The following is a 12,383-nucleotide window of genomic DNA, read 5'->3' on the forward strand; positions in this document are numbered from 1 at the left end:
GCGGACTCGCTTTCCTCGACAGCCGGGGCCACGAAAGGAACTCTGTCGATGCCTCAGCCCGTCGACCCTGGTCAGTCCCTTGAACAACTCGAGGGAAAACGCTGGCCGGAGCCGCCTCAGGACTCGACCTCACTGGTCAGAAGCGTGCATAAGCTGCGGCGTCGCCCCATCGGAGCGCTGGAGCCGGACGAACTGGCTCGGTTGATCGGTCAGGACGTCGGCCTGCCGTGGCTGCTTCCGCTCGCTGTGGAGATCCTGCGGGCCACGGCCCCCGATCAGGCAGCCGGTGGGTGGTATGACGACGATCTGCTGTACGCGGTGCTCACCAGGAGGCCGGACGTATGGGCGGACGCCCCGGACCTGGCGCGTACGCTCAAGGAGGCCGTGGCGATACTGACCGATTCTCCTGTTACGTAAAGGATGTGGTCGATGGTTTCCTCGCCTCACTCCCGAAGGACATCTGACGCCACTCGACAGCTCGATGACGAACCCGCAGGACATCCCGGTCCGCAGGCCTGTGCCCTCCATACCGCAACCCCCGTCACGCGCACACCAACCTCAACAACCGTATGCACACGTGAACTTACGAGGCACAGCCGTTCGACGGAAAGATCCGGCCGGGGTACCGTTCCTCCGAGATCAGAGTGGCGACGTTGGGGGCTGCCGGATGGGCAAGGGCAAGAGCGACCTCGCGCTTCCGCTGACCGAGCTGGAGAGCTACGGGCGCCGGCTGCGGTCCATCAAGACCCGGCTGAATCACACCAAGAAACTCTTCGAGTCGTACAAGGATGACATCGGCGACGGCAGCGTCAATGACGCGCTCGACGATTTCGAGTCCAACTGGGAAGACGGGCGCGAGGACATCACGCAGCAGCTGGACGCGCTGGCGAGCATGTCCGACGCCGTGGTGCGCGAGTTCAAGAAGCTGGACGACGAACTCGCCAAGAAGGTGAACGACGCCGTGAAGACCGAGGACAAGCGGGGCGGTAAGGGCGGTAAGGGCAGTAAGGGAGACGGCGGGGGGAAGTAGGCCCCGTACGAGACATGCGAAAGGCCCCGGCTCCGCAGAGCTGGGGCCTTTTCCTGCGTTCGTCAGTGCGAGACGGCCGCGTTGAGGTGCAGGTCCGCCTGGATGCCCTGCGGCGAGACGGCGAGGCCCACGCCGCCGCCGACGCCGGTGGTGAGGCCCGCGGCCGTGGTCTCGACGTAGAGACCGGCAGCGGCGCCGGCACCCGCGGTGGCACCGCCCGCCTGGCCGCCGGCGATGGTGTCCAGCTCGGCGTCGGACATCTGGGCGGTCTCGATCTGCGGGGTGAAGGCCATGGGGGGCGATTCCCTTCGGTTCAAAATTCGAAATGCTCGAGCGCGAACGATCAAAGCACGCCGGGAGAAGGGCGGCCAGTCAGTGCTCAGTCCGTGGATGGGAAAGCGGACGGAAAGCGGGGGGTGAATTCATGAGTGTGGCCTTTTGGTCACCGGGGTACTCGCGGTCTTCACATCTCCTGTCGCTTCGCGGTGCAGGAGGGTGGCTCGCAATGCGGGAAAAGGGCCGGGCCCGGCCGCTTCCCCGCTCCATCCCGACCTCACAGTGAATGCTGTGCAGATTCACGGGATGTTCCGGACCGGCTCAGCCGACCTCGTTCTCCGCCACCGCCTGCCCGTGGACCACCACGTCACCGCCGTAGAACATCCCCGTGAAGACGGGTGAGTACGTGAGCTGCACCTCGACCTCGACCTGCTGGGCGTTCGCCGCCACGCAGTGGGTCGCGCCGATGTCCGCGCCCGTCATGTCCATTTCGCGGGCGAACGCCTTGACGCGGGCGTTGCAGTTCTCGAAGTTGATGGGGGCGGGGCCGCCCTCGTTCTCGTAGAGGGCGTCACGGTCGATGTCCTGGGCCGCGTATCTGGCCGCCTGTTCGGCGATGTCGGCGGCGCGTTCGCGCTTGGAGATGGACAGCCCGCCGTCGATGACGAACGCGGAGAGGGAGAGGAAGACCAGCGTGAAGATGATGACCGCGCCGGCACCGGAGCCGCGGTCGTCCAGACGCGCGCCACGGGCCGCCCACCACGACCGCAAGGAGGACCGCAGGTGCCTCACACCGACCTCCGGAACGGGTCGAGCGGGGAGCTGAAGCTCGCCGACAGCGTCGTCGGGACGTCGAGGCCGAGCATGGCAAGACCCCGCACCTGGCAGCTCACCTCGACCGTGAAGATGGTGTCCGGTTCGAAGCCCTGGCTGGTCTGCGTCACGTTCACGGGGCCCGAGCAGACGTCCGCCAGGTTGGCCTCCGCGGCCTTCTTGGCCTCGGCCATGGCCGTCGCGTGGTCCTTCTGGATCGACCCCGCGCGGGCCGCGTCCCTGGCCGCGCCGTCGAGCGCCCCACGGCCGTCCACGAGCTGGCCGAAGGCCACCAGGACCAGGATGAACAGGATCATCACCGGGGCGAGGATCACGACTTCGACGGTGGACAGGCCGCTGTCGTCCGCGGACCGAGGACCTCCGGGGAGAGCAGGGACGGGCATTCAGTTCCCCTCATCCTGCACGAACCGCTCCACCGGCCCCGCCGACTGCGCGTGCACCGTCAGATCCAGCCCGGGAAACACCGTCGGGACCCGGGCCGCGATCTCCACGCCCACCGTGTTCTGCTCGGGCTGCAGCATCGTCACGTCCGGGGACAGCACCAACTGCGGTCCCAGCTGCTGGATGTAGCTGTCCACCACGTCCCGCGCCTCGCCCCGCCACGCACCCGGCTGCTCGTCGGCCGTGGCCCGGGCCTTGCGGGCTCCGGCCTGGGCCGCCGCCTGGGCGACGTGGTCCGCGAAGAAGTACAGGGCGAACTGCACCGTCGCGAAGATCATGAAGAACAGGACCGGGGTGAGCAGCACGAACTCGATCGCGGTCATGCCTGAATCGCCGCGGGTGGCCGCTCGTTCCCGTGCGGCCCGCGCCCAGCGGCGTACCCGTCTGCTGACGTCTGCCGGCATCCCCGTGAACCCCGTTGCTCCTGCTCCCGCTGCTCTCGAGGCGATCAGCAGGTCTTGCCCGCGTCGGCGCCCTTGATGCAGTCGCCGACCTTGTTGGCGCCCTCGCTGAGCGCGGCGTTGATGATGGCGGCCACGACACCCACGATCGCCACGACCACCGCGGAGATGATGACCCACTCGACCGCGGAGGCGCCGCGGTCCAGCTCGCCGGAGCGGGCCCGCTCGGTGCGGGCCTGGAGGAAGGTGACGAGGAAGTCCACGGCGGGGATGCCGGTGTGGAAGTTACGTCCGTTCATGACGTCTTGTCCTTTCGAGTTCAGGTCACGGAGGTTCTGGAGTTGTGAAGGTCGCTCACTGCGAGCTCCCTGCGAGCTCACCGCAAGGCTCGTGCACGGCTCACTGCACCTGGAACACCCGCATCGCCGCCGGAAAGATCAGGAACACCAGGAACCCGGCGCACAGCAGCAGCTGCGCGACGAGCATCGACTGGGACTTCTCGCCCGCACTGCCCTCGATCTCGGCGAGTTCGCGGTGGCGCATGGTCTCGGCGCGGGAGGCGAGGGACTCGCGGACCTTCGCACCGTCGTCCGCGACCAGGGCGAGGGAGGCGGAGAGGTCCTTCAGCTCCTCCACGCCGATCTCCTCGCCGAGCGCGCCGAGCGCCTGCCACTGGCTGACGCCGGTGATGCGCGCGTCGGACAGGGCGTTGCGGATGCGCTGGTTGGCCCAGCCGTCGGAGACCTCGGCCGCGGCCATCAGGGCCTCGGGCAGACCGCGTCCGCCGGCGAGGCTCATCGACACCAGGTCGAGGTAGGCGCCGATCACGCGCCGCAGGTCGCGCCGCTTCTCGGCGGCGTCCCGGCGTACCTCCAGGTCGGGCAGGAAGAAGAAGACCACACCGAAGAGGAGGGACAGCCAGACCGGGATGATCGGGCTGCGGCCGAAGCCCAGCGTGTAGACGATGGCGAACAGGAACGGGCCGAAGAACAGCCCGGCCACGCCCAGCAGCACCTTCGTCGCCAGGAACTTCTCCCAGCTGCGGTCCAGCACCGCCAGGTCCGCGCGCAGCGAGCGCTGCTCCCAGCCCTGCTGGAGGTAGAACTCCGAGACGCGCAGGCCGACTTCGGCGCGCAGCGCGCCCAGGCGGCCCTTCTCGCGCTCCACGCGGGCCGACTCGTAGGCCGAGCCGCGGGCCCGCATCGCGTCGATCCGCGCGACCTGGGAGATCGCGCTGCGCTTGCCGGGCATGAGGGCGCGGACGAGGGCGTAGATGCCCAGGCCGATGACGGCGCCGACGACGAGCGGCATCGTGAGGTCCATCAGCGCGCCCCCTCTTCCTGCGGCAGCCGCTGCTGGGACTGCGCGTGCGACGGCGTCCTGGGACGGACGAACTGGACGGATGCCTCGTCGCGGACGAGGAAGCGCTCGGGCGTCTCGATGGTGGACAGCTTGCGCAGCCACCAGAAGCCGAGCGCGAACAGGCCGCAGACGCAGGCCAGGACGAGCTGGCCGACGGCCGTGCCGTACGGCTCGACGAAGTCGCGGTTGAAGATCGACAGGCCGAGGACGAAGGCGATGGAGACGGCGACGACGATCTGCACGGACCTGCGGGTCGACGCGCGCTGGGCCATGACCCGCTGGCGCATGTCGACCTCCTCTCGGGCCGACTTGGCCAGGGCGCCGAGGACTTGGCGCAGACCGGGGCCGCGCAGGCGGGCGTTGAGGATGAGGGCCGCGACGATGATGTCGGCGGAGGCGTCGTCGATCTCGTCGGCGAGCTGCTGGAGCGCCTCGGGCAGCGGGGTGCGGGCGCGCAGCCGGTCGACGAGGGCGTCGAGGTGGGGCCGCAGGACGGGGGCCGCGGCGCGGGCGGAGGCCGGGATGGCCTGCTCCAGGCCCACGGCGCCGGCGATGGTGTCGCGCAGGGACTCCGTCCAGGAGGCCAGGGCCTCCACGCGGCGCATGGCGGCCCGTTCCTCACCGGCGCCGCCGAAGAGGCGGTCCCAGAAGAAGACCAGGACACCGGCCGCGATGCCCGCGACCGCCCAGCGGGTGAGGACGAGGACGACCAGGCCGACGATGGCGGCGAGCGAGCCGCGCTGCCCGGCGAAGCGGATGAGTTCGCTCGCCCGCTCGGCGGCCTTCTGCTTCTCGTGGTCGGGCTTGGCGGGCAGCCCGCGGATGGCGATGAGGAGCAGGGCGAGTCCGCCGCCGACGGCGACGCCGCTGCCTATCGAGTACAGGACGGTGGTGGAGAACAGGCCGCCCATGGAGCCGAGCGAGCCGAGTGCCGCGAGGTTCGTGGTCATTCCCGGTTCACCCCCAGGTCCCGGTCGGCCGGTAGCCGTGTGCCATCAGTTCCTCCAGGCAGGCGATGGGGGCGTGCGGCACGATCCGGCCGTCGGGGGCCTCCGCGAACACCTCGCTGGACAGCACGCGTCCGTCGACGCCGTTGACCTCGCGGACGGAGGTGACCATGCGCTGGAGGCGGCCGCCGTTGCCGTAGTTGTTGCGTCGCTGGATGAAGACGACGAAGTTGACCGCGCCCGCGATCAGCATCTGGCTGGCTTCGATGGGCAGCCGTTCCGTGGCCTGCAGCGCGTAGGTGGAAATACGGTTGAAGACCTCGTGCGAGCTGTTGGCGTGGATCGTGGACAGGGAGCCGTCGTTGCCCTGCGACATGGCGTTGAGCATGGTGACGATCTCGTCGCCGAGGACCTCACCGACGATGACGCGGGAGGGGTTCATACGCAGCGAGCGCCGCACCAGTTCCGCCATCGAAATGGTGCCCTGGCCCTCGGAGTTGGGCAGGCGCTCCTCGAAGGCGACGACGTTGGGGTGCAGGTCGGGGAAGGTGTCGAGCCCGAGCTCCAGGGCCCGTTCGACGGTGATGAGGCGCTCGTGCGGCGGGATCTCGTTGGCAAGAGCCCGAAGCAGCGTGGTCTTTCCGGCGTTGGTGGCGCCGGCGATCATGATGTTCTTGCGGGCGCGGACCGCGCAGGCCATGAAGTGGGCGACCTCGGGCGACAGGGTGCCGTTGCCGACCAGGTCGGAGATGAACACCTTGCCCATGCGCGCCCGGCGGATGGACAGCGCGGGGCGCCGGGTGACGTCCATGACGGCCGACAGGCGCGAGCCGTCGGGCAGCCGCAGGTCGAGCTGCGGGTTGGCCGAGTCGAAGGGGCGGGAGGACAGACCCGAGTACGCGCCGAGCACCTGGATGAGCTCGATGAGCTCCTCGTCGGTCTCGGCGACGGGGTCGCCCTGCTCCTCGCGGCCGTCGGAGTAGCCGATGAACACCTGGTCGCAGCCGTTGATGTCGATGTTCTCGACCTCGGGGTTGTCCAGCAGCGGCTGGAGCCGGCCGACGCCGAACAGCGCGGCGTGCACGGCGGCCGCGTACTGCTCCTCGGTCTCCGCGTCCAGCGGCGTACGGCCCGCGTTGATCTCGGCGCGGGCGTACTCCTCCAGGATCTGGGCTATGACGGCCCGGGCGTACTGCCGTTCGTCCTCGGTGGACATCGGGGTGACGCCCGCGAGCTGGTCCTGCCTGCGCTGCTCGGCGATGCGGTCGCCGGCGTCCTGACGGAACCGCTTGACCAACTGGTGGTCGACAGCGGTCATGTGCCGGCCCCCGCGTGGCCCTGCATCTGACCCGGGGCGTGCGGGGCGTGATGGGCCTGGGGCGCCTGGTTGGCCTGTGCGGAGGCGGCCCAGGCGGCGCCGTACTGCTGGTAGAGGTCGGCGGCGACCTTGCGGGCCGAGCGGATCAGCAGCGACTTGTCGAGACGTCCGCGCTTACGGCCCGCCAGCTGGTCGGCGCCGGCCGGGTCGTCGGCGATGGTGCCGACCACGCGGGCGCCGGTCTGGGCGTGCACGAGCATGTCGTTGACCTGCGAGGCGATCTTGCCGGCCGTGCCGGTGTCGGCGATCAGGACGACGCCGATCATCGGGGTGCCGAGGCTCGCGGCGCCGCGCGATCCGCCGTGCAGCTTGCCGGCGAGGGCGGCGGCGCGGTCGCGGACGCGGGCGATGGCCTCGGGCTCGGTGCGCGAGACGAGCAGCACGAGCGCGGCGTGCGGGAACATCTCCACGGCCGGGGTGTCGCCGCTGATGCGTCCGCAGTCGGCGATGACGTCGGCGGCGGCGTGCGGGGAGTCGGCGAGGGAGTTGAAGGCGTGCCCGAGGGTCGGCCACAACCCGGCGAGTCCGGCGGCCTGTTCGGCGATCCCGAGCCCGACGAGGACTTCGAGCCCGCCGCTCAGCGGCTGCACGTGGTCCCAGAGCTGGTCGGGCACGAGGCCGCGGCGTGCGGTGGCGGCGATGGACAGCATGCCGGTGTTGGGGTTGAGCGGGCCGCCGTGCGCGGCGGCACTGCGGTAGACGAGGTCACCGCCCGCCGGGTCCGCCTCGGCGAGCAGGACACGCCGCGGCCAGACCGCCGCGAGTGCGACGGCCGCGGTGGTGACGCCGGGGGAACCCTTGTCGGCGGCGAGAGCGATGAGCGCCATGGGGTGGGGGCCGCCTTCTAGTTGCCGGAGTTACCGGGGACCTGGACGAGAGCGACCTCGCCGTTGGAGGCAGCCTGGGTCAGGTCGGCGGCCTTGTCGCTGTCGACGGTCAGGGTGACCGCCAGGTTGGTGCTGCTGACGATTTCGTCGCCGCTGTCCTTGGCGTCCGGGACGTAGGTGACGCGGGCGCTGTCGACGATGACCGAGTTGCTGGACGCCGACGAGGACGAGGAGTTGCTGTTGCTGTTGCCCGAGCCGGAGGCGGAGCTGACGCGGTAGGCCGCGACGGTGTCGCCCTGCTTGATGCCGGTCGGGTACTGGCCGGCCTTGAGGGACAGGCCCACGGTGGCCTTGCCGGCGGCGACACCCGCCTCGTCGCCAAACATCTCGCCGACAACGACGGCTCCGGCGGGGATGGCGTTAACGGCCTTCAGCTTCTGCTTCTGCAGCTCGGGCAGCTGGGTCCACTCGACGTAGTGAATGCTGTCGTCCTTGGCGACCATGACAGGGGTCGAGTTCGACTTGTTGACCGAACCGCCCGCGGGGATGGCCTCCGTGACCTTGACGACCTCGATCCGGTCACCGGCCTGGAGCACGAGCATGGTCGCCCCCAGCGCACCCACCAGGATGAGCAGCACCGCGAGCGCGGCAAGTGCAGGTTTGCGCTCGCGAGGAGGGGTGGGAAGCCGGTCTCCGACCGACGGCTGAGCCGGAGTCGCGGAACGACCTGCGCCCGCCCCCGTACGCTCTTGGATCTTCACGCAACCGCTCCCCGTACACCAAGAAATGTCTACCAATTGGGACACTTAACGCATCCCGGCCCGCTGAAGAGGTTCTGAACTGGCGAGGTGGCCAGCGTCGAAGTCTGCGTCGAGCCATGGCAAGCTATCAGCCGCACATAAGCGTCTCAAAACGCATTCGGCCTCACGCGGTCCGCCGTTCAACGTTTACGCATCTGCAACTTCAGCCGACTCCCTTCCCTTTGAGGGACCCCCGTCACAGAACGGCCATGATCTCCGCACTGTTCGCTCATGGAAGGCCAGGCGGTGGGGTCCCTGCTCGTCGGACCACCGGGGGCTATGACATCTGGTGCTGTGCCGGCCAAGGTCACCAGGGCACGGGAGGCGCAGACCGCCGCATCGGTGACCTGGCCGGGGTAGTCGTCTTCAAAGCCGTAACGCGAGCGGAAAAGGCTCCGGGACAACCCGAGTCCAAGCTCAGTAAACGCCCAGCACGGCCGAGTACGCAGATTCAGCGATGCGACCGGGAGCGCTGTCCGGGGAAGCCGCTTTCATAAACTCGTCGACGCTACTGGATTTGAGTATTCGCCCGTCGTTGACGACAGTCACGGTATCAGCCTCTTCCGCCAAATCTGCGATGTCGTGTGTAGACATCACCACTTGCACCTCACCGCTCAGGGAACGGACCACATCCCGGAACACCCGACGCTGTCTTGGATCCATGCCCGCCGTCGGTTCATCCAAGAGCAGCAGTCCGGCATCGTGCACAAGCGCAGCGGCTACACCCACCCTCCGCATTTGGCCACCTGAGAGCTGGTGAGTCTTCACATCCATTCTCTGCTGCAGTTCGACACGCTCAAGCGCTTGGACAGCCCTGTCCCACGCATCCGCCTTGCTCATGCCCTTCAGCCAGCCCACGTAGGCAACGTATTCACGCGCCGTGAGTCCCGCCACCGGAGTGATGTGCTGCGGCATCCACGAGATCAACCGCCGGTACTCCCTTTTCTTGGAGTCGACGCCGCAAAACAAGACTGTTCCGCGCTGGGGGGTGCTGACAGCCGCCGCAAGCTTCAGCATGGTTGATTTACCAGCCCCATTGGGACCCAGCAGAATCGTGAAACCTTCGGGCAGCACAAGAGACATTCCGTCCAAAACAGGGCGGCGCCACGGCCGGTACGAGTACCGACACTCTTCGAACACAAGGGTCACTGTGATTCCTTCTGCATGGTTCGACCCTGAACGAAAATACCAACAAGGAACGCCAGGAATGCCACTGTCCAGGCGTGGAGCCTATCGACAGGCTCAGGTATTATGGTCCACGGGTAAGCATCAAGGGGGGATCGATATCCAGCCAGCATGACAACAAATATCCAGGCTGCAGGAATTAGTGCCGCCGCTTCCCGGAGTGCAGGCCACGCAACAAGGAACAATCCTGAAAGGAATGCCGAGTTGCGGCCGGCCGTCACAAACTCGGGAGAATCCGCCAGGAAAGAGAGAATCGCACCCAACAACAGCGCTCCGAGTGTTGATATCGCTGACATGCAGATATCGAGACGGTTGACCGCGCGAACTCCGGATAGTTCCGGCGCCGCGAGCCGCGATTCCATACACAGGGCGAGGCCGATGGTCACCACGAGCGGCACGAAAAGCGTAAGACGCGTTTGTACGGTACTGGCGCTCCAGGTGGGCATCATGAATGACCGGCCATTAAGCGCCAAAAGGAGCACAGCATACATCAGAAGCGATCCTGGCAGGACAAGGTGAGCACGTCGCACTCTTAGCCACCAGATCATGCTCCGACCTCGCAGGCCTGGCGGGCCGTCTGACGGTACCAGCGTCCCTGGTCTTCTTTCGGAAGGTCGAGACCAGTGCGTGCGATGGCTTCTATGTCATCGACAACCTCTTCGTCCTTCTGCTGCTCCGAGTAGAGGACATGCAAGTCGCGTTCCAGTTGGCTGTCAAAGGCACGTCGCTCATGGGTATTCTCAGCTGCCCAGAGCAGAACTGCCCGTCGCACGATGGGGTTGGGGGCTGCGCACGGGAAGCGCAGTGCACTGCTCATCAAGCGGAACCTCAAGCTGTCGTCCGACAGTCCGACGACAATATCCGTGCGCCAGGTTTCGTTGTCCGACGGCTTCTGGTACCTGCCGTATGCCGTACGGTCGGTAATCAACCTCGGGGAGGCGTTCACACCAACCGCGTTGAGCTGCCCGATGACGGATACCGCCTGCTCACGAACCGATCGCAGATCGACATTGAAAGCGACCGGCACGCAGATCTTCGGGGCGCGGCCAAGACATTCGTCAGGTTCTGTGTGCGACACGACAGGAAGACTGGGGCCACGGTCCTGGACGACCGATCGCGCCCCGTACATGCCGGCGACGGCAATCGTCACCGCCAGAGCAGCTCTCAGCATTGACGGCCCGAATCCCGACCGGACGAGCATCGCCGATCCGGCCACGGAACCGAAGAAGAGCAGCGGCGGATACAGAGCGGAGAAGGATGCCAGTTCACCGAACATCAACGGCTCGTAATAGTTCCCCGAGACATGTCTCACCCAGTACGATTCCATGGAGACCGAGAATGCGACGAATGCGTAAATAGAGAGCGCCAGCACTGGTACCGCGATCAGGCGTGGCAGATACGAGCCGACCACGTACCCTATGATCGCGTGAAGGAAGCAGAGAATCACCTGCTGGGCAAGCGGACGCATACTGTCAGGAGCCGGCATTACGGCCGCTTCCGCGAACGCGATCGCGACCGGGAGCAGCAGCATGAGCCAGGACAGCATCAAGACCGGAAGAATCGCGTTGAAACCGATAAGGTAGCGGGACCGTACCGGCGCCGATTCGTTTATTTTTGCGCGCTTGAGCCGCCCGCTCTCCCAAGCGGCCAACGCCCCCGCCACAGCGTACGCGAAGGCGCTTATCGGCCCGACGGCATCCGCTACGATCGCCGGGGCATACGACTGATCCTGCAGCCGGACAGCGGCATTGTCAAAGTAGTAGAAAAGAGTAAGCCCTAGTGCAAAGACCGCCACCTTGGCGGCCAAGCTCGATCTCAATGACGCTGCGAATCTCATTCGGGGAAGTCCAGAGTTTCAGATACGAAACCGGGGCGACGGAAGCTCCGCCGCCCCTTGGTCGATCAGTCGGGTCAGTCAGCTTGAGTGGTGTCCTGGTACACGGTTTGCACATTCAGAGGTCCAGTCTCATCCATGTGCGGGGTATCGAAGTAGTAGCCCCCCTTGTACTCATCACCCTGCTTGACCGCCGCACTGTAAGGCAGGCCGGTCCAGGCACCTGCGCTTACATAATGAGAGTCGGAACCCCGGATATAGTTGAAACAGTTGGTGTACGTCTTGGTGTCGTAAGACACATCCGGAGCGTTGTCGACCACTCGCTTCAGCCGGACCTCGGTCCAAAACATCGCTTCGTCCGACCCGTAGCAGTTCGCGAACCGCACTTCTGAATAGGATTCGTCCGTCCAACGGCGGGACTCGCTGTAAGGCCCCCATGCCGTGATGCTGCTGCTCCAGTTGGCGCTGGCTCCAGGCGCGTTCACCAGCATCGCTGAAGCCAAGACCGCAGCCCCTACGCCGATCCGAATGACTATGCGTGATCTCATTATTCCGCCCCCTCTTGAACAGCTACTTCTTCGCTGATTCTTCCCGAAGATACAGCGGATGGCAATGCACATTTCCCGGACGAGGGAATCCCTCACCGGCGAACCTGCCCCATCGTGCGTCTTCCCTCGATCAACTAGGGCGAAACTTCCTCATAGACCACCCAGTATTCTTCGTCTTCCTCGCTGGTCGCGCAGATGCGCTGCCCGTCCATGGACAAAGCAATGAACTCGACCGACCCGTTAACCTCCAGCAGCCGGGAAGGCAGATCGCTGCCGACGAGGTCCTTCACGCAGAGCCACCCTCTCTCGCTCGTACCCGGCCCAGCCAGCAGGATAAGAAATCTCCCGTCCTCCGGCGCCAAATGCTTTACTGCTGCCATTCTGTGCCACTGCCGCCCCAATTCTTCCACCGGGTTCCGAGTGTTTTTCGGAACAGCTGCCACTGGCTCTATGTAGGCATTGGACAGCAGCTGCACAATGTCTAGCGCGGCAGGCACCTTATTTTCTCCAGCCGCACACA

Annotated in this window: 17 protein-coding genes; 2 read left to right on the plus strand and 15 right to left on the minus strand. The window is 66.4% G+C overall.

Going from position 1 to position 12,383, the window contains the following annotated elements; genetic code table 11:
• Nucleotides 1-48 precede the first annotated feature (48 nt).
• Both ACFCXS_RS03205 and ACFCXS_RS03210 read left to right on the plus strand, forming a co-directional pair.
• On the plus strand, nt 49-417 hold the full coding sequence (locus tag ACFCXS_RS03205; protein WP_376641325.1) for a contact-dependent growth inhibition system immunity protein: 369 nt from the start codon (nt 49-51) through the stop codon (nt 415-417).
• A 250-nt stretch (nt 418-667) separates the two neighbouring features.
• The gene (locus ACFCXS_RS03210; protein ID WP_376641327.1) at nt 668-1,030 is read left to right on the plus strand and encodes a hypothetical protein; all 363 of its coding nucleotides are present in this window, start codon (nt 668-670) and stop codon (nt 1,028-1,030) included.
• Nucleotides 1,031-1,092: 62 nt separating this feature from the next.
• Here ACFCXS_RS03210 and ACFCXS_RS03215 read toward each other — a convergent pair whose 3' ends face one another.
• The 15 genes from ACFCXS_RS03215 to ACFCXS_RS03285 all read right to left on the minus strand — a co-directional run bounded on the left by ACFCXS_RS03215 (nt 1,093) and on the right by ACFCXS_RS03285 (nt 12,153).
• Nucleotides 1,093-1,323 (minus strand): hypothetical protein, encoded by a 231-nt coding sequence (locus tag ACFCXS_RS03215; protein WP_376641329.1) that lies wholly within the window; start codon nt 1,321-1,323, stop codon nt 1,093-1,095.
• Between the two features lie 304 nt (nt 1,324-1,627).
• The gene (locus tag ACFCXS_RS03220; protein ID WP_376641331.1) at nt 1,628-2,098 is read right to left on the minus strand and encodes a pilus assembly protein TadG-related protein; all 471 of its coding nucleotides are present in this window, start codon (nt 2,096-2,098) and stop codon (nt 1,628-1,630) included.
• Complete coding sequence (locus tag ACFCXS_RS03225; protein ID WP_376641333.1) at nt 2,095-2,523, minus strand: TadE/TadG family type IV pilus assembly protein; 429 nt, start codon at nt 2,521-2,523, stop codon at nt 2,095-2,097. The genes ACFCXS_RS03220 and ACFCXS_RS03225 overlap by 4 nt, the downstream gene beginning before the upstream one ends.
• Complete coding sequence (locus ACFCXS_RS03230; RefSeq protein ID WP_376641335.1) at nt 2,524-2,985, minus strand: TadE family protein; 462 nt, start codon at nt 2,983-2,985, stop codon at nt 2,524-2,526.
• A gap of 44 nt (nt 2,986-3,029) precedes the next feature.
• Entirely contained in the window at nt 3,030-3,281 is a 252-nt protein-coding gene (locus tag ACFCXS_RS03235; protein ID WP_010041603.1) for a hypothetical protein, read from the minus strand.
• 100 nt (nt 3,282-3,381) lie between these two features.
• Nucleotides 3,382-4,305 (minus strand): type II secretion system F family protein, encoded by a 924-nt coding sequence (locus ACFCXS_RS03240; protein ID WP_376641336.1) that lies wholly within the window; start codon nt 4,303-4,305, stop codon nt 3,382-3,384.
• Nucleotides 4,305-5,255, minus strand: coding sequence for a type II secretion system F family protein (locus ACFCXS_RS03245; protein WP_376641517.1), 951 nt, complete (start codon nt 5,253-5,255; stop codon nt 4,305-4,307). Before ACFCXS_RS03245 ends, ACFCXS_RS03240 begins: the two co-directional genes overlap by 1 nt.
• A gap of 46 nt (nt 5,256-5,301) precedes the next feature.
• Nucleotides 5,302-6,609, minus strand: a complete 1,308-nt coding sequence (locus ACFCXS_RS03250; RefSeq protein ID WP_376641338.1) for a CpaF family protein — start codon at nt 6,607-6,609, stop codon at nt 5,302-5,304.
• Nucleotides 6,606-7,496, minus strand: a complete 891-nt coding sequence (locus ACFCXS_RS03255; protein ID WP_376641340.1) for a hypothetical protein — start codon at nt 7,494-7,496, stop codon at nt 6,606-6,608. The genes ACFCXS_RS03250 and ACFCXS_RS03255 overlap by 4 nt, the downstream gene beginning before the upstream one ends.
• A gap of 17 nt (nt 7,497-7,513) precedes the next feature.
• The gene (locus tag ACFCXS_RS03260; RefSeq protein WP_376641341.1) at nt 7,514-8,257 is read right to left on the minus strand and encodes a hypothetical protein; all 744 of its coding nucleotides are present in this window, start codon (nt 8,255-8,257) and stop codon (nt 7,514-7,516) included.
• A gap of 456 nt (nt 8,258-8,713) precedes the next feature.
• Nucleotides 8,714-9,445 carry an ATP-binding cassette domain-containing protein gene (locus tag ACFCXS_RS03265; RefSeq protein WP_376641343.1) on the minus strand — a complete coding sequence of 244 codons (732 nt, stop codon included), beginning with the start codon at nt 9,443-9,445 and terminating at the stop codon, nt 8,714-8,716.
• Entirely contained in the window at nt 9,442-9,972 is a 531-nt protein-coding gene (locus ACFCXS_RS03270; protein ID WP_376641346.1) for a hypothetical protein, read from the minus strand. The genes ACFCXS_RS03265 and ACFCXS_RS03270 overlap by 4 nt, the downstream gene beginning before the upstream one ends.
• Before the next feature lie 53 nt (nt 9,973-10,025).
• Entirely contained in the window at nt 10,026-11,288 is a 1,263-nt protein-coding gene (locus ACFCXS_RS03275; protein ID WP_376641349.1) for a hypothetical protein, read from the minus strand.
• A gap of 104 nt (nt 11,289-11,392) precedes the next feature.
• Nucleotides 11,393-11,806 carry a hypothetical protein gene (locus ACFCXS_RS03280; protein ID WP_376641351.1) on the minus strand — a complete coding sequence of 138 codons (414 nt, stop codon included), beginning with the start codon at nt 11,804-11,806 and terminating at the stop codon, nt 11,393-11,395.
• 191 nt (nt 11,807-11,997) lie between these two features.
• Complete coding sequence (locus ACFCXS_RS03285; RefSeq protein WP_376641353.1) at nt 11,998-12,153, minus strand: hypothetical protein; 156 nt, start codon at nt 12,151-12,153, stop codon at nt 11,998-12,000.
• Nucleotides 12,154-12,383 lie beyond the last annotated feature (230 nt).

It is taken from the genome of Streptomyces sp. NPDC056373, assembly GCF_042262425.1.
Lineage (GTDB): Bacteria > Actinomycetota > Actinomycetes > Streptomycetales > Streptomycetaceae > Streptomyces.